Genomic DNA, 20,336 nt, shown 5'->3' on the forward strand with positions numbered 1-20,336 from the left:
CATTTCGCCCGTGCCGTAAGCGGTATCGGCGTTCAGGTTTCAGGTTTCAGGTCGAAGGTATCGCTCACCCGATCCACCATTGTCCGCACGGCACCGACCTCGGCTTGCCGGATCGAGCGGGTCGCCTCGACATCGAGGATCACGCCATTGTCGGTGTCAATCAGGTCGTTCGTGGAATAGGCAAAATAGGCGGGTCCACCCCGTGCGCCGGTCCATTGCGAGGCCGGATCGGAATGCGAGGTGAACTTCGGCTTTACCGGGCTGGCCGCGCCGAAGGCCGCATCGTCAAGCGTCGCCAGATACTCCCTGACAGCGCGCGGCGCGTCCTCGTGGGCGATCTTCTCGGGGGCCCAGTCCGCTTGCGGCGACGAGTTCTGCCGGTTGGCATCGGCCTGGATCAGGCTGGCATCCGCCGCAAAGCGCTGACCACTCGCCAACCCTTCCTCGATGCAGCGCGCGACCACCGTCTCGAACAGATGCCGCAAGAGATCGCTATCGCGGAACCGACCGTGCCGGTTCTTTGAGAAGGTCGAATGGTCGGGCACTGGGGCGGTCAGATCGAGGCGGCAGAACCAGCGATAGGCGAGGTTGAGATGCACCTCCTCGCAGAGCCGTCGCTCCGAGCGGATGCCCATCGTGTCACCGACCAGGAGCATCCGGATCATCAGTTCCGGATCAACCGACGGCCTGCCGGTCGAACTGTAGAAAGGAGCCAGGTGCCGCCGGATGCCACAGGTTGACGAACCGATCTATCGCCCGAAGCATGTGATCCTGCGGGACATGATCCTCGATCGAGAACTCATAGAACAGCGCGCCCTGCGCTTCCTGCCGTGGTCCCATCATTGCCACCCACCTCCGCTTTCCTCGCAGAAAGTGAATCAGCACTCAACACCCAAAACAACCCGAGTTTTTCAACAGAATAGGACTCAGTTCTGCCGTTGGCTGACGGAGTGAGACACCGCAGCCGCCGCCCGCCCCTAACCCCTCACCCCCGATCAATCCGTGCCTGATAGCAGTTGTTGCGCGACGACCGGACATGGATGTAGGCCACCTGCTCATCGGCAAAAACCGCCTCGGCCCGCGCCATCATCTTTGTCTGCGGGATGACACTGCCGGTGCCGTAAACGACACGGTGATCGGCGCTGTAGCCCTTGATCAGGTAATCGGGGGAGCTCGTCAGAATCTCTGGCATCGCCCCACCTGCGTGCCGTGCGCAATGATCCGCACACAGGAAGATAGGCCCGGTCTCGGCATAGGGCTGCGCCGCGGGGAAGGGGCGGTGGGCCAGGATCAGCATCTTTGCCCCTTCGGGGATGTGGTGCAGGCAGTGGCGGCAGGGGTTGCCGCCGCCGTCGGACACGGCGCGCTCGGGCTTCTGGCCATAGGCGTCAGGGCCGCCACCCTGCAGGGTGCGGACAAGGTCTGTGGGGAGGGCGGTGATCTTGGTCATGGGGGGGCTCCTTTGCTGCCAGCACCCTGCCTGAACCGCGCGGCGGCAATCGACCCGGATCTTGCGCATCCGGCAGCAGGGGCATGCAGCGCCTGTAGCAAAGCTCTCCCGCCCGCCGTGCGGGCATTGAAAATGCCCTCCGGCGGTTGGGCGCAGCGCCGCGCTGGCGCGCGGCGCGGGTGGCGCTTGCAGCAGGACTCCACATGAGAACAAAACGGGAATATCATGCAATGCATGTTTGCCGAATTTGCATGTCTTTCGAACTTCACCTTTCTCACCGGGGCCTCGCATCCGGAAGAATACGCCGCGCGTGCGCTGATGCTGGGGATCGGTGCCTTTGCCATTGCGGATGAGAATTCGGTGGCGGGCATCGTGCGCGCCCATGCGGCGTGCCGCGACATCGCCCGCCGGGTGGCAGAGCGTCAGGCCTGGGACCGGCAGAATGCGCCCATCGGCCCGCCGCGCCCCGCAGGTGTTGCGCAGCCCGCCTCCTTCCCGGTCTACGGTACCGTGCGGCTGATCCCGGCAGCAAAGCTCATGTTCACCGACGCGCCTCAGGTGATTGCCCTGCCACAGACCCGTGCGGGCTGGGGCAGCCTGACCCGGCTTCTGTCCACCGGGCGGCTGAGGGCGGATAAGGGCAGCTGCACGCTGCATCTCTCTGACCTTATGGAGTTTGCAGACGGGCTTCATCTGCTCCTGCTGCCGCAAACGCAACACCTGCCCGGCGGCGCGGATGGATGGGGGCCGCATATGAGCGCTCTGACGCGCCGCTTTGGCTCCCGCATGCACCTGCTGATGGCGCCGGCCTATGACGGCGGCGACCGGGCGCGGTTTGCCCAGCTGGCAGAGCTGGCCGCCCATCTGAACCTGCCGCTCCTGGCCAGCGCCGCGCCCAAAATGCACCACGGCAGCCGCCGCCGTCTGGGCGATGTCCTTAGCGCCATCCGCCTGCGCTGCAAGGTGGAAACCCTTGGCCGCGCTGCTCTGGCCAATGCCGAGCAGCGCCTGCGGTCCGAGGCCGAGATGCGCCGTCTGTTCCACGGCTATGAGGCGGCGGTGGATCATGCCGCCCGGCTGGCAGAGCAGGTGACCTTCTCGCTGGATGAGCTGCGCTATGACTACCCGGATGAGGGGCGCGACAGTGAAACGCCGCCGCAGCGCCTGCGGCGGCTGGCCGAAGAGGGGCTCAGCTGGCGCTACCCGGGCGGCGCGCCGGAGCGGGTGCGCGCCCTGCTGGAGCATGAGCTGGCGCTGATCGCCAAGCTGAAATACGATCCCTATTTCCTGACCGTGCGCGACATCGTCGCCTTTGCCCGCTCTCGCGGGATCCTGTGCCAGGGGCGGGGCTCGGCGGCGAATTCGGTGGTCTGCTACTGCCTGGGTGTCACCTCTGTCAGCCCCGAGCTGGGCACCATGGTGTTTGAGCGTTTTGTCTCCGAGGCCCGCGACGAGCCGCCCGACATCGATGTGGATTTCGAACATGAACGGCGCGAAGAGGTGATCCAGTGGATCTATGAACGCTACGGCCGCCACCGCGCCGGCCTCTGCGCCACGGTGATCCACTATCGCGGCAAACGCGCCATCCGCGAGGTGGGCCGCGCCATGGGGCTGACCGAGGATACGATCTCGGCCATGTCTTCGCAGCTCTGGGGCTTTTTCAGCGCCAAGGGCGTGGAGGCCGAACGGATGCGCGAGATTGGCCTGGACCCGGGCAGCCGCCGCCTGCAGCTGACACTGCAGCTGGTCGAGCAGATCATCGGTTTCCCGCGCCATCTGTCCCAGCATGTGGGCGGCTTTATCATCACGGAAGGACGGCTGGACGAGCTGGTGCCGATCGAGAACGCCACCATGGAGGGGCGCACGGTGATCTGCTGGGACAAGGATGACATCGACACGCTGGGCATCCTCAAAGTCGATGTGCTGAGCTTGGGCATGCTCACCTGCATCCGCAAGGCGTTTGATCTGATGCGTCAGCACCACCAGCTGGACTACAGCCTGGCCACCCTGCCGCCGGAGGACCCGGCAGTCTACAACATGCTGTGCCGGGCCGACAGCATCGGCGTCTTTCAGGTCGAAAGCCGGGCGCAGATGAACTTCCTGCCGCGGATGAAGCCGCGCCATTTCTATGATCTGGTGATCGAGGTTGCCATCGTCCGGCCAGGGCCGATTCAGGGCGACATGGTGCATCCCTATATCCGCCGCCGCAATGGTGAGGAGCCGGTGCATTTCCCCTCCGACGCGCTGGGTGAGGTCTTGGGCAAGACCCTTGGCGTGCCGCTGTTTCAGGAGCAGGCGATGCAGATCGCCATCGTCGGCGCCGGTTTCACGCCGGATCAGGCCGACCGGCTGCGCCGCTCGCTGGCGACCTTCAAAAAGCACGGCAACGTCAGTGAATTCCGCAGCCTGTTTCTGCGCGGCATGGCCAGGAATGGCTATGATGCGGAGTTCTCCGAACGCTGCTTTTCCCAGATCGAAGGCTTCGGCTCCTACGGCTTTCCGGAAAGCCATGCCGCGTCTTTTGCGCTCTTGGTCTATGCGTCGGCTTGGATCAAATGCCACCATCCGGGGATCTTTGCCTGTGCGCTGCTGAACGCCCAGCCGATGGGATTTTACGCGCCTGCGCAGATCGTCCGCGACGCCCGCGAGCACGGCGTGGATGTGCGCCCGGTCTGCATCAACCGTTCCTATTGGGACAATGTGATGGAGCCGGACGGCCAGGGCGGCCTCGCGCTGCGGCTGGGGTTCCGGCAGCTCAAGGGGCTGCGCGATGAAGACGCCGCCTGGCTGACTGCCGCGCGCGGCAATGGCTATACGGAGGTGCAGGACGTCTGGCGCAAGGCTGGCACCCCGCCGCCGGTGATCGAGCGGCTGGCAGAAGCGGATGCCTTTGCCGCCCTTGGCCTCAACCGGCGCGAGGCATTGTGGGCCGCCAAGGCGATCACCGCCCGCAAGCCCCTGCCGCTGTTTGCCCGCGAGCTGGAGGGCGAAGGGATATATGAGCCGGAGGCGGACCTGCCGCAGATGGGCCCGGGCGAGGAGGTGGTGGAGGATTACGTCGCCATGCGCCTGTCCCTGCGCGCCCATCCGGTGGCGCTGATCCGGCATTTGCTGACTCCGCAGAACAGGGGTGGCAGGTCTGGGGGCGGGCCGGGGATTTGAGTATTTGGGGAAAGATGAAGCGGCGAGGCGGGCAGTGCGGCTGGCCTGGTCTCTGATAACGCCAACTGTGGCAGGAATGCCGGTTCACCCCGGCGCGGGGAAGCGTTAGAAGGCTTACGAACATTGCCTTGCCCCGGAGTCCGATCATGACCGCACCCAAACCCGTTGTCCTGTGCATCCTTGATGGTTGGGGCAGTGGCGAACCGGGCAAGGCCAACGCGCCCTATCTGGCGGACACTCCCGCCTTTGATGCGATCATGGCCAAGGGACCGAAGGCACAACTGATTACCCACGGCCCGGATGTGGGGCTGCCGACCGGGCAGATGGGCAATTCCGAGGTTGGCCACACCAATATAGGCGCGGGCCGGGTGGTGGCGATGGATCTGGGCCAGATCGACCTGGCGATCGAGGATGGATCGTTTTTTGAAAACGAGGCGCTGCAAGCCTTCATTGCGCAGCTGAAGGACAGCGGCGGCGCGGCGCATCTGATGGGGCTGGTCTCTGACGGCGGCGTGCACGGGCATATCAATCATATTCTGGCGGCGGTGAAAGCCATTCATGAGGCCGGGGTGCCGGTCTGGCTGCATGCCATCACCGACGGGCGCGACGTGGCGCCGAAATCGGCCTTTCGCCACTTCCGTCGGCTGGAGGAGAAACTGCCCGAAGGCGTGCGCATCGCAACTGTCACCGGGCGCTATTTCGCGATGGACCGCGACAACCGCTGGGGCCGCGTGAGTGAAGCCTATGACGCGATGATCCATGCCAAAGGGCGCGCCGGGCTAAACGCCCATGGCGCGGTGGACCATGCCTATAACCAGTCGGAGACAGATGAATTCATCGCTGCCACCGTGCTGGAAGGGTTCCACGGGGTAAAGGACGGCGACGGGTTTTTCTGCCTGAACTTCCGCGCGGATCGGGCGCGGGAAATCCTGCGCGCCATCGGCGAGCCGGGCTTTGCTGAATTTGACACCGGCGTGCGCCCCCAGCTGGCAGGGCTCTTGGGTATGGTGGAATATTCCGACGGCCACAATGCCTACATGACCACCTGCTATCCCAAGGCGGCCATCGTCAACACGCTGGGCGCCTGGGTGGCCAAACAGGGCAAGACCCAGTTCCGCCTGGCGGAGACCGAGAAATACCCGCATGTGACCTTCTTTCTCAACGGTGGCAAGGAAGAGCCGGAGGTGGGCGAGGACCGCTATATGCCGAAGTCGCCGAATGTGGCGACTTATGATCTGCAGCCGGAGATGTCGGCGCCGGAGGTGACGGAGAAATTCGTTGAGGCGATCGAGGCCGGGTATGATTTGATCGTGACCAATTACGCCAACCCCGACATGGTCGGCCATACCGGCGACCTGAAGGCCGCGATGCTGGCTTGTGAGGCGGTGGATCGGGGGCTGGGCCAGGTGGTTCAAGCTCTGGAGAAAACTGGCGGGGCAATGATTGTCACTGCCGATCACGGCAATTGCGAAGTGATGATTGATCCGGAAACCGGTGGTATTCACACAGCCCATACGCTCAACCTGGTGCCGGTGGCGCTGGTGGGCGGGCCGCAAGGCGCAGGTCTGCGCGACGGGCGGCTGGCCGATCTGGCGCCGACCCTGCTGGCCCTGATGGGGCTGGAAAAACCGGCCGAGATGACCGGGGAGAGTCTGCTGTCATGATCCTGCGCGCTGGCCTTGTCTCGCTGGCTCTGGTCGCCGCGCCGCTGCAGGCGGCTGCGGATCCGGGTGCTGCCGCACGGGAGGCCGCGGCGCAGCTTGAGGCGGCGTCGGTTCAATTGCAGGAGGCCGGCAGTTCCCGCGACCGGGTGAAGGCGCTGACTTCTGCCGTGCAGGCCTATGAGGCGGGCCTTGCCGCCATGCGCGACGGGTTGCGCCGGGTGGCGCGGCGCGAGGGTCAGCTGAGCGCCCGGCTGGCAGCCCGGCAGGAAGAGGTCTCGGGCCTGTTGGGCATCATTCAGACCATTGAAACCTCGCCGCCGCCAGTGCTGATGGTGCATCCCTCCGGGCCGTTGGGGGCGGCACGCTCAGCAATGATGCTGGCAGAGGTGACACCGGCGCTGCAGGCCAAGGCACAGTCCCTGAAGGCGGATCTGGACGAAGTGCAGGGTCTGCGGCTTTTGCAGCAGAATGCAGCAAAGACGCTGGAGCAGGGGCTGGCCGGCGTCCAGGGCGCGCGGGTGCAGCTGTCCACTGCGATTTCCGACCGCACCACCTTGCCGAAACGCTTTACCGAAGACCCGGTGCGCACCGCGATCCTGATCTCATCGACCGAAACCTTGTCGGGGTTTGCGGATGGATTGTCAGAAATTGCGGGTGGTGAGATTTCTGCCAGCGAGGCCGACATCAGCGCCCTGCGCGGCAGTCTGTCCTTGCCGGTCGAGGGGCTGCTGCTGCGCAGCTATGGCGAGCGGGATGCCGCGGGCATTGCCCGGCCGGGATGGCTGATCGCAGCCCGCCCCCGGGCATTGGTCACATCGCCCACTGCGGCGACCATCCGCTATCGCGGGCCGCTCCTGGATCTGGGCAATGTGGTGATTCTGGAACCGCAGCCCGATACGCTGTTTGTGCTGTCGGGCCTGGCGGAGGTATTCGGCGAGGCGGGTCAAGTGATCCCTGAGGGCACGCCTGTCGGCCTGATGAGCGGAGAAAACCCGAAACCGGACGCAATTCTGTCAACAAGCGGTGAAGGGGGTGGAACTGACCGGACAGAAACGCTCTATATAGAAGTGAGAATGGACAACAGCCCGGTGGACCCGGAAACATGGTTCCGCACTGGAAAAGGTGGATGAAGGCTTGATGAAAAAATTTGCGATGGCCGCTCTGGGCGGCACGCTGGCAGGGATCATGGCGACAACCTATGTGGCGGGCCCCTTGCTGGCGCAGGAAGGTGCGCGCGAGGCAAATGTCTATGAGCAGCTGGACCTGTTCGGCGATATCTTCGAGCGCATCCGCGCGCAATATGTCGAAGACGTCGATGAGAAGGAGCTGATCGAGGCTGCGATCAGCGGCATGCTGGCTTCGCTCGACCCGCACTCCAGCTATCTGTCACCGGATGATGCCGCCAGCATGCGGGTGCAGACCCGTGGCGAATTCGGCGGCCTGGGGATCGAGGTCACTCAGGAAGAGGGCTTTGTCAAAGTCGTCTCTCCCATCGATGGCACCCCTGCCGATGAGGCCGGGGTGGAAGCTGGCGATTTCATCACCCATGTGGATGGCGAAAGCGTTCTGGGTCTGTCACTGGACGAGGCAGTGGACCTGATGCGCGGGCCGGTTGGTTCGGAGATCGTGATCACCGTGGTGCGCGAAGGCGAGTCGGAGCCGTTTGATGTTTCGATCATCCGCGACACCATCAAGCTGACAGCTGTGCGCAGCCGCACCGAGGGCGACACGGTGGTGATGCGGATCACCACCTTCAACGATCAGACCACGCCGAACCTGGAATCGGGGCTGAAAAAGCAGATCGAGGAAGCCGGCGGTATCGACAATGTAAACGGCATCGTTCTGGATCTGCGCAACAACCCGGGCGGGTTGCTGACCCAGGCGATCCGGGTGGCCGACAGCTTCTTGGAATCAGGTGAGATCGTATCAACACGTGGCCGCGACCCGGAAGACGGCGAGCGCTTCAACGCAACCTCGGGCGATCTGGCAGAAGGCAAGCCGATTGTGGTGCTGATCAACGGCGGTTCGGCCTCGGCCTCGGAAATCGTCGCGGGCGCGCTGCAGGATCACCGCCGTGCCATCGTGGTGGGCACCAAATCCTTTGGTAAAGGGTCGGTGCAGACCGTGATGCCGCTGAAGGGGGACGGCGCCATGCGCCTGACCACCGCGCGTTATTACACGCCGTCGGGCCGATCGATCCAGGCGCTGGGCGTCAGCCCCGACATTGTGGTGGAGCAGCCCCGCCGTACTGCGGCCGCTGAGGAGGAGGAAGGCTCAACCCGCCGTTCCCGCTCTGAGGCGGACCTGCGCGGCAGTCTGAATAACGACTCTCTGAGCGAGGATGAAATCCGTCAGATCGAGGAAGAGCGCGAAAAGGCGGAGAAAGCAGCCGAGCTGCGCGAGCAGGATTATCAGCTGGCCTATGCCATCGACATCTTGAAAGGCATGGTGGCGCTGGGGCCGAAGTAAGGCCGGGGCACACACGCAGCACAAAGGGGCCGTCCGGTTGGGCGGCCTTTTTCGTTGCTGCTGTGCCGCCGGGGCTGGCGGGCTGTGGGTGCTGTTGATGCGCTGTGTCCCAATTAAGGGGGCGGCGCCGCCGGGGTGGAGGTGGACAGACCCCACGGGGGGCCTGCTCGGACAGGATATCCTGGACGACCCCCTTTTTATCAGGGCCGGTTCCGGGGTGTCGCGCAGGCAGCCCATAGATGCCTGCGCCTCGTATCATGGCCCATGCGCGGAGCCATGGCGGGGGATCGATCAGGGGGCAGTCTGGCATGGGGGCATGAGAATTGCGTGAAGGGGGCGTACGCTGGGGGCGCAACACCTTGGATGCGCCGCGGCATTCCACTTGCTTGGGGAGGGCAGGCTGCTAGAGTCGCCGCGATTCAGAATTCAGGATAGCCGCCATGGACCTGCTTGCACCGCTCATTGCTTACTCCATCGCCTTGTCGATTGCTGCAGTGATTCCGGGGCCGGGTGTGGCTGGGCTTGTCGGGCAGTCTCTGGGCAGCGGCCTGAAGGTGTCGCTGGTGTTTCTGGCGGGGATTGCGCTGGGGGATGTGTTTTATCTGACCGTTGCCATAGCCGGGTTGGCCGCCATTGTGCAGCTGTTTTCCGGGGCGCTGCTGGCCATCAAGGTGCTGGGCGGGGCCTATCTGGTCTATCTGGCCTATAAGTTCTGGCGCAGCGAGGCGGGCTTGACAGCGGTTGCCAAGGCTGCAGACCGCAGATCGGCCAAGACATTTCTGTCCGGATTTGCGCTGACCCTGGGCAACCCCAAGACGATCATCTTCTATCTGGCGCTGTTGCCGACGGTCATCGATCTGGAAGCTGTTGGTGTTTGGCAATGGGCGATGCTGAGCGTTTTGACAGTGCTGGTTCTGTTCGCCACGCTGAGCCCCTATGCGCTGCTGGCCTCGGGGGCGCGGCAAATGATGGCGCGGGCCGATGCGCTGCAAAAGCTGAACCGCATTGCGGCGGCGATCATCGGCAGCACTGGTGTTTTCATCCTGGGTCAGGCTGCAACCGCCTTTGCCCGCCGGGCGTGACGCTGGGGCAGATCAACGGGTTTTGAACATCAACGCCCGATCTTCGGCGCATTGGCGGCTAATGCTGGTCTAAGCTTGCCGCATGATGTTTGACCTGCCTGATTCCCAGACGCTGTACCATGCGCTGATCACCCGTGATGATGCCTATGAGGGCCGCGCCTATGTGGGGGTGACCTCCACCGGCATTTTCTGCCGGCTGTCCTGTCCGGCACGAAACCCGAAGTTCGAGAACTGCCGGTTCTATGCCACGCCCGGCGACTGCATCGAGGCGGGTTTCCGGGCCTGCAAACGCTGCAAGCCGTTGGCCGCGGCAGCCGGGGACGATCCGATGGTGCAGGACTTGCTGGCGCGGCTGGAGGAACGCCCCGCCTACCGTTGGGGCGAGGGGGATCTGGTGCGGCTGGGGCTGGATGCGTCGACTGTGCGTCGCGCTTTCAAACGCCATTTCGGCATGACTTTCCTGGAAATGGCGCGGCAGCGCCGCCTGCGCGAAGGCTTCACCGCGCTAAAGGCCGGCGCGCCGGTGATTGCCGCGCAGATTGATGCCGGGTTTGAAAGCGCCAGCGCCTTTCGCGCCGCTTTTGCCAAACTGGTGGGGATTGCGCCGGGGGCATTTCGCAAGGATGCGCTGCTGTTGGCAGATTGGATCGACACGCCGCTGGGGGCGATGATTGCGATCAGCTGTGCACATCAGCTGCATCTGCTGGAGTTTGCCGACCGCAAGGCGCTGCCGCGGGAAGTGGCCAGGCTGCAAAAGGCGCAGCCCGGCGGATTGGGCTTTGGCCGCCCGGCGCCGACCGTGCAGATCGCAGAGGAGCTGCGCCGGTTTTTTGCAGGCGAGGGGGCCGATTTTCAGACCCCTCTGGCGCTGCACGGCACCGCCTTTGAACGCGAAGTCTGGCACCATCTGCTGACGATACCGCCAGGCGAGACCCGCAGTTATTCGCAAATCGCGCGCGAGTTGGGGCGCCCTTCGGCCACGCGGGCGGTGGCGCGGGCCAATGGCAGCAATCAGCTGGCGCTGGTGGTGCCCTGCCATAGGGTGATTGCAGCAGATGGCGCGCTGACCGGTTATGGCGGCGGGCTGTGGCGCAAGCAGCGGCTGATTGAGATAGAAACAGGTTACAAACAGAGGATTTCCGCATGACATATTCCGACCGCGCAGCGGCGTTTGCGGCGCTGCATCAGCCGGGCAACCCGTTGGTTTTATACAACATCTGGGACGCAGGCAGCGCCAAGGCGATTGCCGGGGCCGGGGCATCGGCGTTGGCGACCGGCAGTTTCCCGGTGGCGGCGGCACAAGGGTTCGCGGATGGCGAACAGGTGCCGCTGGAGTTTGTGCTGGGCAATGCCGAACGCATCGTAGCGGCCACCGACCTGCCGGTGACAATCGATTTCGAGGGCGGCTATGGCCGCGAACCGGAGCAGCTGACGGCCAATGTGAAACGGCTGGCAGCGACCGGAGCTGTGGGACTAAATTTCGAGGATCAGGTGGTTGGCAGCAATGCGTTCTACAGCATCGACGAACAGGCCCGCCGGGTGGCCGCGGTGCGGGCGGCGGATGCGGAGCTCTTTGTGAACGCGCGCACGGATCTGTTCCTGAAAGAAAGGGATGGCACGAAACACGCGGCCCTGCTGCCGGAAGCGCTGGAGCGCGCGGCGGCCTATGCAGAGGCCGGCGGCAACGGGTTCTTTGTGCCGGGCCTCAGCGATCCTGATCTGATCGCCCAAGTCTGCGCGGGCAGCCCGGTGCCGGTCAACACGATGATGCGCGGCATCACGCTGGAGACCGCACGCCAGGCCGGGGTGGCGCGCTGCAGCTATGGGCCAATCCCGCATGCAAAACTGATGCAGGTTCTGGCCGAGCACTTCCAGTCTTTGGAATAAACTTCAGGTCGTCTCCAGGCAGTGGCGGCGAAATGCGCGTTTGAGCATGTCCAGCTCGGCGCGCAGCAGCTCCACCTCTGCCCGCAGGTCGTCGGCCACGGCTTCGCCGGCAATCAGGGTGAAATCGCCCAGCCGGGTGCCGGCTGCATCATCAAAGATCACAAAGGTCTGCACCCCGTCGGCCAGCGCCTCAGCCGGGACCGGGACGGCGACCAGCCAGTCGCCCTCGCCCTGGCCTTCGGTCAGGGTGACGCCGCTGACCGGCTGATCCTGAAACATGACGGTGATGCCAGGCCGCGCGCCGCTGCCGGAGGCGCCGGAAATCCTGCCCTCCCAGATCCCGTTGCGAAAGCGGATTTTGGTCAGTGTCAGGTCGCTCATAGGGGGCTCCTCAGATCGCTGCGCGGCGGTGGCGCGAGAAAGTCAGATCGCGCAGGACGACTTGATTCAAGTCCGGGGCCTCGAAAATCAGGTCCAGCCAGATCTTCTCGATCCGCTTCTCGTTCAGCTTGGAATAGGCCAGATCGAATTCCACCACGATGTTTTTCTCGTCCTGCGGCAGCTCTCGTACCAGCTGTTCGGTGTTGGGTCCGTGCTGGATATTGAGGCGGGCAAAAATCTCAATCGGCTTTTCGGATTCGATGATGCTGTCGATGCGCAGAAGATGCTGGCGGGTGAGGCCCTTGGCGGCCTCGGGCGGCAGGTCGATGACCAGCGACAGGAAGGAACCGTCGAATTTGAACACATCCATGCGCAGGCCAAAGGGGGCGAGATCCTCCTCGCGGATATTACGCAGCTGGCGCAGGGTCAGTTCGGAGAAAGTGCAATCGTGAAACAGCTGTACTTCGTTGCCCAGCCGGGCTTTGGGCGGCACAGAGGCCAGGCCGCGTTCAGGCAGCGGGCCGCGCCACATTTCGGGCCGCCAGGACCAGTCGGTGCCATGTGGGCGCGGGAAATAGGAGGAACCGATCTGCGGCAAGGCCATACGGCCGTCGGCAGTGTGAATAAGCCGGTCCAGATGAGTGCGCAACTGGCGTGCCTGGTTGCGCTGGCGGCGCAGCTCAGACAATGGCGCGCGCGAGGATTCTTCCGCCGCAGCGCGCCAGCGGCGCAGGCTGCGCAGATGAAGCAACCGGTCCAATATCCTGCCCATTGTGCTCTCTCTTGCCTGTCGTTTGATCCTGCTTGCCTGTCAGTTCCGGCGACACATGCTGCCGGGGCTGGCAGCAGTGTAACCGGGCAGGGCTATTGAAATAAACCGGCAATCCACCGTCTTGGCACGCGTTTTTTCTGCACTGCCGGCGCAGCGTCTGTGGTCTGTTCCTGCGCTGGTCGCAGCTGCGGGCGCAGGGTCGCTGCGGCGGCGGAGACAGCAGGCGCAGGTGCTGGGGCACGGTTTGCGGTGTCCTGTGGCGGCAGCGTGGAGGCTTCCAGCGTGCGGTGGGTCATCTCATTCAGCAAGGCGGCGCCGTGGCTGTCGAGGGTGCGGCTGCCTTCAGGCGCGTATAGTGCCAGAGCAATCAGATGGCGGTCGAGCACGAAGGCGCCGCGCCAATGCACCGGGCTGGCGCCTTCCGCGACCGCACCGGAGAACTCCAGTTTGACCAGCGGCAGCAGCTGATCCGTGCTGGTTTCCAGCACTTTGGCATCAGGGAACATCGCGGTGATGTCGGCGGCCTGCGGCGCGGCGGCGCCGGGTTTGGCAGGGCCGATCGAGGCGGTGAGCACCGCAGATTTGCTGGCGCCGAACCAATTTTGGCGGCCGATGCGGCTGCAATGGGCCAGCAGAGCAAACCCACCGTCCTTTTCCGGCTGGCTGCTGCTTCGGTCGAAGCAATACGCCGCAGGGGCGGCCAGCAGCACGCCGCCATCGCCAAAAGACATCACCTGAACGCCGGCCCGGGGCGCCTCATTGGCAGAGCGGGCGGCAAAGGGCATGCTTTGCGGTGCCAGGCTGCAGCCAGTAAGCGCGAAGGCGGCGAGCGCAATCGCCGCCGCTGCGCCGCGCATCTTGGGCGCATTTCCGCCGGAGGGCGGAAAAGAGGCGGGTTTCGCGTTGCTATTGGTGGTCACTGGTGTTCCTGCTGGTCACTGTTTTTTGAAAACCCATACGGAGCGGACAGCAAAGCAGCAAGACAGAAGCGTGCAAGGCTGCGTCTGCCTTGCCTTGGCGTTGCAGCAATGCATAACGTGGGCCGGATCGCGGCCTGATCCCGGAGCAGCCCCGGAGGACCTATGTACGGTAAGCAAAGTTACAGGGCACATGAGGCGCTGGTGCGTTTTGCCCGGCTTCAGCCTGCGCTGTGGCGCCTCGTGTTGGGGCTGGTGCTGGTGGCGTCGGTCAGCCTGGCGATGACGGCGGCGCTGCAGGTGGCCGTGGCGGGGCTGTTCCCTGGCAGCTGGCTGCAGGGGCTGGCGGATGGCAGCACCCCCGGCGCGATGCTGGTGCTGCTGGGCAGTTTTGTTTTTCTGTCGCTGGGGGTGGCAATGGCCGCACGGCTGTTTCACCAGCGCGGCTTTGCCACCGTGACCGGCCATTTGCATCCGCTGCTGCACCAGTTCGGGCGGGTCAGCCTGTACTTGCTGGGCCTCAGCCTGCTGCTGATGGTGCTGCCGCCCTATGATATGGGGCCGCCGATGACCCGGAACCTGCCGTTCTGGACCTGGCTTGGCCTGTTGCCGCTGTCTGTGGCCGCGGTGCTGGTGCAGACCGGATCGGAGGAAATCCTGTTTCGCGGCTACATCCAGCAGGCGCTGGCCGCGCGGTTCCGCCATCCTGCAGTCTGGCTGCTGGTGCCCTCAGCCCTGTTTGCGCTGGGCCACTACCTGCCGGCAGAGGCCGGGGACAATGCGCTGGTGATTACTGCCTGGGCCGGGCTGTTCGGGGTGCTGATGGCAGACCTGACCGCACGCGCTGGCACGCTTGGCCCGGCGATGGCGGTGCATTTCTTTAACAATGTCACGGCGCTTTTGCTGTTTGCCTCACCAACCAGCCTGAATGGGCTGGCGCTGTATCTGATCCCCTTCGGACTGGCGGACGTCCAGGCGTTGCGGCCGTGGATGGCTGTCGACTTTGCGCTGATGCTGGTCAGCTGGCTTTGTGCGCGGCTTGCCATACGCCGCTGATTGCAATTGCGGCAAATGCGCCTTATCTGGGGGACAAACCGCGCCCCCGGAGAGGCAAGCAATATGAACTGGATCACCAACTACGTCCGGCCCAAGATCAACTCGATCTTTTCCCGCCGCGAAGTGCCCGAGAACCTTTGGCAGAAATGCGATGAATGCGGCACCATGCTGTTTCATCGCGAGCTGAGCGACAATCAGAACGTCTGCACCAGCTGCGGCCATCACATGCATATCACTCCGCGCGATCGCTTTATTGCGCTGTTTGACGGCGGAGTGTTCACGGAGGTCGCGGTGCCGGAACCGCTGGCCGATCCTTTGAAATTCAAGGATCAGAAGAAATACCCGGATCGGGTCAAAGCTGCGCAGAAGAAAACCGGCGAGAAAGACGCGATGCTGGTGGCTGCCGGTGAAATCGGCCGTACCCCGATCATCGCTGCGGCGCAGGACTTCTCTTATATGGGCGGGTCCATGGGCATGTATGTGGGCAATGCCATCATTGCCGCCGCCGAAGAGGCCGTGAAGCTGGGCCGCCCGCTGGTGCTGTTCTCCGCTGCCGGCGGTGCCCGCATGCAGGAAGGCATCCTGTCGCTGATGCAGATGCCACGCACCACCGTGGCTGTGCAGATGCTGAAAGAGGCAGGTCTGCCCTATATCGTGGTGCTGACCCATCCGACCACCGGCGGGGTGACGGCATCTTATGCGATGCTGGGGGACGTGCATATTTCCGAACCCAATGCGCTCATCTGCTTTGCCGGCCCGCGGGTGATCGAACAGACCATCCGCGAAAAGCTGCCCGAAGGCTTCCAGCGCGCCGAATACCTGCTGGATCACGGCATGCTGGACCGGGTGACCCCGCGCACCGAGATGCGCGCGGAACTGATCACCATCATCCGCATGCTGATGGGCCTGCCGCCACAGGTGGTGGGGGATCTGCCCTCGCCTGAGGAAGAGACGCCTGCGGCCGCAAACGCGCAGACCGATGGCGCTTCCAGCGAAGAAGCTGCCGAGTAATCCGGCGAATAGTGAACCGCCCGGCTGCAAGACCGGGCAGCGCCCGTCCTGAGCAGGGCGGGCGTTTTTATGCCACGCAAGACATTTCGTTCTGACAGGACCAGGCTGATGACCCAGACCTCCGACGCGATCCTCGCCCGCATGATGGCGCTGCACCCCAAGATCATCGACCTGACGCTGGACCGGGTCTGGCAGCTGCTGGCAGCGCTGGACAACCCGCAGGAAAAACTGCCGCCGGTGATCCATCTCGCGGGCACCAACGGCAAGGGGTCAACCCAGGCGATGATCCGCGCCGGTCTGGAGGGCATGGGCAAACGCGTGCACGCCTATACCTCGCCGCATCTGGCACGGTTCCATGAGCGGATCCGGCTGGCAGGGGAGCTGATCTCCGAGGCGCATCTCACCGAGATTCTGGATGAGTGCTATGCAGCGAACAATGGCGAGAACATCACCTATTTCGAGATCACCACAGTTGCCGGCCTGCTGGCGTTTTCCCGCACGCCAGCGGATTTTACGCTGCTGGAAGTGGGTCTGGGTGGGCGGCTTGATGCCACCAATGTCATCACGCCCGAGGTGTCGGTGATCACTCCTGTCTCCATCGACCATGAGCAATTCCTGGGCGATACGCTGGCCAAGATTGCTGCAGAGAAGGCCGGTATCATCAAGCGTGGCGTGCCGGTTGTTGTCGGCCCGCAGCCGGAGGAGGCGATGGAAGTGATCGAGGCTGTTGCCGCCCGTCTCGGCGCGCCGCTGATCGCATACGGTCAGCACTGGCATGTGCATGAGGAACACGGCCGTCTGGTCTTTCAGGACGAAAACGGGCTGCTGGATCTGCCGCTGCCTGCATTGCTCGGCGCACATCAGATCCAGAACGCCGGTGCGGCTCTGGCAGCCTTGCGCCATCTGGGCGCCGATGAGGCCGCCTGCGAGGCGGCGATGAAAAACGCCGAATGGCCCGCCCGGATGCAGCGGCTGAAAACCGGCCTGTTGATCGAGGCTGCACCAGAAGCGGAACTCTGGCTGGACGGGGGCCACAACGCGGCTGCGGGCATTGCGCTGGCGGATGTGCTGGCCAAATTGCCCAAACGGCCCACCCATCTGATCTGCGGCATGCTGAACACCAAGGACGTGAGCGGCTATATGCAGCCGCTGGCCGCCCAGGCCGCAAGCCTCATCGCGATTTCGATCCCGGATGAGGTGAACACGCTGAGCGCCGAAGAGACCGAGGCAGCAGCCAAGTCCGTGGGCATTGAGGCCGGCACGGCGGACAGCACTTTGGCGGCGCTGCAGGCAATCACGGCCAGGGATCCGCAGGCGCGTGTGCTGATCTGCGGTTCGCTCTATCTGGCGGGCCATATCCTACGCGAAAACGGCTGACTTTTTCTGCGGCGGGGGCTCTCCCGCCCGGCTTCGATCTGGCGATCTCATCCCGTTGGGCCGGGCGCCGCTGGCGCGGCGCGGCCTGTGCTTCTTTCTGGCTGAAAATACCCCGGGGGAGGCCGTCAGGCCGGGGGCAGAGCCCCTTTTAGCTGTCAGTCGTTAGTCGAGGACGTAGTTCACCGGTTCCAGCCGGGGCGGGACGTCACGGCCAAGTGCATTGCAGACCGAGATTTCCATCACCCGGCACAACGCGCTGAGCGGCACTGAATTGGCCTGTTTGCGGAACGGGTGCTCCAGTTCATGGGTTACCTGCGCGAGGCCAAAGAACACATAGGCCGCCACCGCTGCCACCAGCGGTTCGAACCAGCCAGCCGTGTCCAGCAGCGCAAAAGGCAGCAGCAGACAATAGAGATAGGTCGTGCGCCACACCAGCAATGAGTAGACAAAAGGCAGCGGCGTGGTCAGCAGCCGCTCATTGCCGGCCTGGGCCGCGGGGAAAGCCGCCAGCCGTTCCGTCAGAGCACGTTGGCCGAAACCGTCGATACGCCCGGCCTCGGCCATCTCGCGCAGCCGGGTTGCGATATCGCGCAGGGCGGCGTTGGGCGCATTTGCGTTCGTCTGGAAATCTTCCGCTGCGTCCTCGCCCACCCAATGGCGAACCACATCGGCCACGTCATCACCGCGCAGCTGGGCGCGGTGCAGATGGTGAAAGGCCAGAATGCGGCGCAGAATATATTCTTCATCCGGGCCCTGACCTGCAAAGATTCGAAGCTCCTGTGCCAGGCTGCGCACATCCGACACCATCCGCCCCCAGATCTTGCGCGCCTCCCACCAGCGTTCGTAGGCGGCGTTGTTGCGGAAGCTGAGGAACAGCGACAGCGACAGGCCGAAAACCCCAATGGCGCCGATGGACATATGCGGCATCGCAAAGACATAGCGGTCAAGCAGCAACAGCAGCAGCGCCCAAAGCGCGGTGCCGATGATGTTGGGCAGGATGCGGGGCACAACCGATCCGTTGAGGATCAGGAACAGCTCCCAGCGGCTGGGGGTTTCGCGGACAATCATGGCTCGGAGAGGCCCCAATCCCTGTCTTGCATTTCGCGCAGCCGCGAGGCGGTGCGTTCGAATTCAAAGGTGCCCTCGCCCTCGACATAAAGCATCTCGGGCTGCGCCGCGGCCGAGCAGATCAGCCGCACGCGGGCCTCGTACAGCGCGTCGATCAGGGTCACGAAACGCTTGGCCTCGTTGAAATTATTGCGCGAAAGACGTGGGATGTCCTCGAGCACCAGAACCTTTACCTCTTCGGCAATGGCCAGATAGTCGCCCGGCCCCAGCATCTTGCCGCACAGGTCATAAAAGCTGGCACGCGCGACGCCGTTGCGGAAGGCGGGCAGGGTGACTTCGCGGCCCTTCACCTCCAGCGTCAGCGGCTGTGCCGGGCCACCCGAAAGATCCGTCCAGATGGCACGGATCTGCGCCCGTGCCTCTGCATCGACGGGCGCAAAATAGACCTGCGCACCAGTGAGCCGGTGCTGGCGGTAATCGATCGGGCTGACCATCTCATGCACGTCCATCTGCGCCTTGATGAGGTCGATGAACGGCAGGAACAGCTGCCGGTTCAGCCCATTTTTATAAAGATCATCCGGCACCCGGTTGGATGTGGTAATGACGCAGACGCCTGCCTCGAACAGCGCTTGGAACAGGCGCCCGACAATCATCGCGTCGGTGATGTCGGTGATCTGCATCTCGTCGAACGCCAGCAGGCGCACCGACTCAGCCACCGATTTGGCCACCGGCGCCAGCGCATCCTCGACGCCCTGCTGGCGCGCCTCATGCATCTGGCTGTGGATTTCCTGCATGAAGGCATGAAAATGCACCCGGCGCGCAGGGATATCTTCCAGACTGTCGACAAACAGATCCATCAGCATCGACTTGCCGCGCCCGACCCCGCCCCAGAGGTAGAGCCCCTGCACCGGCTCATACTCGGCGCGGCGGAAGAAGCCGCGTTTGACCGGCGGTGCGATCAGCCCCTCGGCGATGCGGTCGAAATGGGGCAGGACGGCCTCCTGGGCCGGATCAGGCTGGAGGTCGCCCGCGTCGATTTTCTGCCGGTAAAGCGTGGTCAGATGGGTCATGAGAACAGGGATAACGCGGGGCGCAGTGGATGGGAAGCGCGGGAATGGAGGCGGCAGCCCTGCGGTCTAGCCGAAGCGGTCCTGGGTCAGCTGCACGAAGGTCTCCACTGAGCGCCGGCCCTGGTCTTCCTGTTCCTGCAATAGGCCTGTAACCATGTGGCGGGTTGCCTCTGCATGCTCCAGTTCTGCTGTGCTTGTGCCATAGGCGATGCCATAGCGGCCCAGTGCGTGGTTTTGGTTCCATTCCGCGCGGCTGGTGTAAATTCCCGGGATCACCACGCTTTGGCAGCCGCAGATGGCCGCGTACTGGGAATAGAATGTCGCTTCGTCGTAGGAATAGAAAGTGTCGCAGCGGTTGAAGATCTCTGCGATCTCCTCATGCGAGAGACCGTCGACCTGGATGGCGTTTTCTGTTTCCGGGATGCGGTCCTTATGCGCGCCCTTGCGCATGATATAGCAGGCGCCGCTGCGGTCCGGGCGGTTTTCGTTCCGGTAGGCCGGGTTGCGGCGCCACATGAACAGGTCGGTGGCGCCGCCGGTGATTTCGGGGATGTCGCAAATGCTGCCCGCGCGAAAGAACATTTCTTCTTGTGTGAATTTAAACGGGTTCTCGACACCGGGTTTATAGAGCAGCCAGCGGGTCACGTTCCGCGCCTGCATCGGGTTGCCCAGGGTGACTTCAGGGTAAACGACGATGCTGGATGGTTTGAAATCTGCGGGCTGGGCCACCGGGGTGTTGAGGCTGGGATTGGTGCCATAAGCGCGCGCCCAGCGGGAGCCGGGCAGGCGCAGGCGCGACAGAAGCTCTGCCCGCAGGCCGGCGGCGGGCAGGCGGCGCCAGGGCCACAGGAAGGCCTGTTCCCCCAGGTCATTCAGCGTGTTGACCAGCTCATGCAGGAAAATGCTGCCGCCGCTGTCGGGGTCAAAGGCGGGGGCGTACACAATGTAGTTCGGCCGCTCTGTCATCTGT

General features: G+C 64.0%; 17 protein-coding genes and 1 pseudogene. 10 read left to right on the top strand and 8 right to left on the bottom strand.

Translation table 11 applies throughout. From position 1 onward, the window contains the following. A pseudogene (locus ACP151_RS14315) lies at nucleotides 1-843 on the bottom strand (transposase); the annotation flags it as partial. A 142-nt stretch (nucleotides 844-985) separates the two neighbouring features. After that, on the bottom strand, nucleotides 986-1,450 hold the full coding sequence (locus tag ACP151_RS14320; RefSeq protein WP_424979580.1) for a DUF1203 domain-containing protein: 465 nt from the start codon (nucleotides 1,448-1,450) through the stop codon (nucleotides 986-988). Between the two features lie 234 nt (nucleotides 1,451-1,684). On the opposite strand from ACP151_RS14320, the gene ACP151_RS14325 reads away from it, so the two are divergent. The 7 genes from ACP151_RS14325 to ACP151_RS14355 all read left to right on the top strand — a co-directional run bounded on the left by ACP151_RS14325 (nucleotide 1,685) and on the right by ACP151_RS14355 (nucleotide 11,714). Beyond that, nucleotides 1,685-4,612: an error-prone DNA polymerase gene (locus ACP151_RS14325; RefSeq protein ID WP_424979581.1), complete on the top strand. Its 2,928-nt coding sequence runs from the start codon at nucleotides 1,685-1,687 to the stop codon at nucleotides 4,610-4,612. Between the two features lie 146 nt (nucleotides 4,613-4,758). Then, the gene (gene gpmI / locus ACP151_RS14330; protein ID WP_424979582.1) at nucleotides 4,759-6,276 is read left to right on the top strand and encodes a 2,3-bisphosphoglycerate-independent phosphoglycerate mutase; all 1,518 of its coding nucleotides are present in this window, start codon (nucleotides 4,759-4,761) and stop codon (nucleotides 6,274-6,276) included. After that, nucleotides 6,273-7,406: a murein hydrolase activator EnvC family protein gene (locus ACP151_RS14335; protein WP_424979583.1), complete on the top strand. Its 1,134-nt coding sequence runs from the start codon at nucleotides 6,273-6,275 to the stop codon at nucleotides 7,404-7,406. Before gpmI ends, ACP151_RS14335 begins: the two co-directional genes overlap by 4 nt. A 7-nt stretch (nucleotides 7,407-7,413) precedes the next feature. Further along, complete coding sequence (locus tag ACP151_RS14340) at nucleotides 7,414-8,745, top strand: S41 family peptidase (protein ID WP_424979584.1); 1,332 nt, start codon at nucleotides 7,414-7,416, stop codon at nucleotides 8,743-8,745. Between the two features lie 440 nt (nucleotides 8,746-9,185). Beyond that, a complete protein-coding gene (locus tag ACP151_RS14345; RefSeq protein ID WP_424979585.1) occupies nucleotides 9,186-9,827 on the top strand; it encodes a LysE family translocator in 642 nt (213 codons plus the stop codon). Nucleotides 9,828-9,909: 82 nt separating this feature from the next. Next, a complete protein-coding gene (locus ACP151_RS14350; RefSeq protein ID WP_424979586.1) occupies nucleotides 9,910-10,974 on the top strand; it encodes a bifunctional transcriptional activator/DNA repair enzyme AdaA in 1,065 nt (354 codons plus the stop codon). Further along, a complete protein-coding gene (locus ACP151_RS14355; protein ID WP_424979587.1) occupies nucleotides 10,971-11,714 on the top strand; it encodes an isocitrate lyase/PEP mutase family protein in 744 nt (247 codons plus the stop codon). The genes ACP151_RS14350 and ACP151_RS14355 overlap by 4 nt, the downstream gene beginning before the upstream one ends. Before the next feature lie 3 nt (nucleotides 11,715-11,717). Here ACP151_RS14355 and ACP151_RS14360 read toward each other — a convergent pair whose 3' ends face one another. The 3 genes from ACP151_RS14360 to ACP151_RS14370 form a co-directional block, all read right to left on the bottom strand. Further along, nucleotides 11,718-12,095 carry a hypothetical protein gene (locus ACP151_RS14360; RefSeq protein WP_424979588.1) on the bottom strand — a complete coding sequence of 126 codons (378 nt, stop codon included), beginning with the start codon at nucleotides 12,093-12,095 and terminating at the stop codon, nucleotides 11,718-11,720. 10 nt (nucleotides 12,096-12,105) lie between these two features. Further along, a complete protein-coding gene (locus ACP151_RS14365; protein ID WP_424979589.1) occupies nucleotides 12,106-12,867 on the bottom strand; it encodes a DUF6478 family protein in 762 nt (253 codons plus the stop codon). A 92-nt stretch (nucleotides 12,868-12,959) separates the two neighbouring features. Then, nucleotides 12,960-13,787, bottom strand: a complete 828-nt coding sequence (locus tag ACP151_RS14370) for a hypothetical protein (RefSeq protein WP_424979590.1) — start codon at nucleotides 13,785-13,787, stop codon at nucleotides 12,960-12,962. 162 nt (nucleotides 13,788-13,949) lie between these two features. On the opposite strand from ACP151_RS14370, the gene ACP151_RS14375 reads away from it, so the two are divergent. The 3 genes from ACP151_RS14375 (at nucleotide 13,950) to ACP151_RS14385 (ending at nucleotide 17,228) form a co-directional block, all read left to right on the top strand. Continuing rightward, the gene (locus tag ACP151_RS14375; protein ID WP_424979591.1) at nucleotides 13,950-14,840 is read left to right on the top strand and encodes a lysostaphin resistance A-like protein; all 891 of its coding nucleotides are present in this window, start codon (nucleotides 13,950-13,952) and stop codon (nucleotides 14,838-14,840) included. Nucleotides 14,841-14,903: 63 nt separating this feature from the next. Then, complete coding sequence (accD, locus tag ACP151_RS14380) at nucleotides 14,904-15,851, top strand: acetyl-CoA carboxylase, carboxyltransferase subunit beta (protein WP_424979592.1); 948 nt, start codon at nucleotides 14,904-14,906, stop codon at nucleotides 15,849-15,851. Between the two features lie 108 nt (nucleotides 15,852-15,959). Beyond that, the gene (locus ACP151_RS14385) at nucleotides 15,960-17,228 is read left to right on the top strand and encodes a bifunctional folylpolyglutamate synthase/dihydrofolate synthase (protein WP_424979593.1); all 1,269 of its coding nucleotides are present in this window, start codon (nucleotides 15,960-15,962) and stop codon (nucleotides 17,226-17,228) included. A gap of 162 nt (nucleotides 17,229-17,390) precedes the next feature. Here the strand turns inward: ACP151_RS14385 and ACP151_RS14390 are convergent, their stop codons facing one another. The 3 genes from ACP151_RS14390 to ACP151_RS14400 all read right to left on the bottom strand — a co-directional run bounded on the left by ACP151_RS14390 (nucleotide 17,391) and on the right by ACP151_RS14400 (nucleotide 20,332). Next, nucleotides 17,391-18,296, bottom strand: coding sequence for a bestrophin family protein (locus ACP151_RS14390; RefSeq protein ID WP_424979594.1), 906 nt, complete (start codon nucleotides 18,294-18,296; stop codon nucleotides 17,391-17,393). After that, nucleotides 18,293-19,366: a cell division protein ZapE gene (gene zapE, locus ACP151_RS14395; RefSeq protein WP_424979595.1), complete on the bottom strand. Its 1,074-nt coding sequence runs from the start codon at nucleotides 19,364-19,366 to the stop codon at nucleotides 18,293-18,295. Before zapE ends, ACP151_RS14390 begins: the two co-directional genes overlap by 4 nt. Nucleotides 19,367-19,432: 66 nt before the next feature. Beyond that, a complete protein-coding gene (locus ACP151_RS14400) occupies nucleotides 19,433-20,332 on the bottom strand; it encodes a hypothetical protein (protein WP_424979596.1) in 900 nt (299 codons plus the stop codon). Nucleotides 20,333-20,336 lie beyond the last annotated feature (4 nt).

The organism is Leisingera sp. S232, from assembly GCF_049800895.1.
In the GTDB taxonomy this organism is placed as follows: Bacteria; Pseudomonadota; Alphaproteobacteria; order Rhodobacterales; family Rhodobacteraceae; genus Leisingera.

Bases quoted from the DNA above. Each gene is read 5' to 3' on its own strand.
- ACP151_RS14355 (WP_424979587.1), top strand. From the start codon at position 10,971: ATGACATATTCCGACCGCGCAGCGGCGTTTGCGGCGCTGCATCAGCCG.
- ACP151_RS14340 (WP_424979584.1), top strand. From the start codon at position 7,414: ATGAAAAAATTTGCGATGGCCGCTCTGGGCGGCACGCTGGCAGGGATC.
- ACP151_RS14365 (WP_424979589.1), bottom strand. From the start codon at position 12,867: ATGGGCAGGATATTGGACCGGTTGCTTCATCTGCGCAGCCTGCGCCGC.
- ACP151_RS14390 (WP_424979594.1), bottom strand. From the start codon at position 18,296: ATGATTGTCCGCGAAACCCCCAGCCGCTGGGAGCTGTTCCTGATCCTC.
- ACP151_RS14375 (WP_424979591.1), top strand. From the start codon at position 13,950: ATGTACGGTAAGCAAAGTTACAGGGCACATGAGGCGCTGGTGCGTTTT.
- zapE (WP_424979595.1), bottom strand. From the start codon at position 19,366: ATGACCCATCTGACCACGCTTTACCGGCAGAAAATCGACGCGGGCGAC.
- ACP151_RS14325 (WP_424979581.1), top strand. From the start codon at position 1,685: ATGTTTGCCGAATTTGCATGTCTTTCGAACTTCACCTTTCTCACCGGG.
- ACP151_RS14385 (WP_424979593.1), top strand. From the start codon at position 15,960: ATGACCCAGACCTCCGACGCGATCCTCGCCCGCATGATGGCGCTGCAC.
- ACP151_RS14320 (WP_424979580.1), bottom strand. From the start codon at position 1,450: ATGACCAAGATCACCGCCCTCCCCACAGACCTTGTCCGCACCCTGCAG.
- ACP151_RS14335 (WP_424979583.1), top strand. From the start codon at position 6,273: ATGATCCTGCGCGCTGGCCTTGTCTCGCTGGCTCTGGTCGCCGCGCCG.
- gpmI (WP_424979582.1), top strand. From the start codon at position 4,759: ATGACCGCACCCAAACCCGTTGTCCTGTGCATCCTTGATGGTTGGGGC.
- ACP151_RS14345 (WP_424979585.1), top strand. From the start codon at position 9,186: ATGGACCTGCTTGCACCGCTCATTGCTTACTCCATCGCCTTGTCGATT.
- ACP151_RS14360 (WP_424979588.1), bottom strand. From the start codon at position 12,095: ATGAGCGACCTGACACTGACCAAAATCCGCTTTCGCAACGGGATCTGG.
- ACP151_RS14400 (WP_424979596.1), bottom strand. From the start codon at position 20,332: ATGACAGAGCGGCCGAACTACATTGTGTACGCCCCCGCCTTTGACCCC.
- accD (WP_424979592.1), top strand. From the start codon at position 14,904: ATGAACTGGATCACCAACTACGTCCGGCCCAAGATCAACTCGATCTTT.
- ACP151_RS14350 (WP_424979586.1), top strand. From the start codon at position 9,910: ATGATGTTTGACCTGCCTGATTCCCAGACGCTGTACCATGCGCTGATC.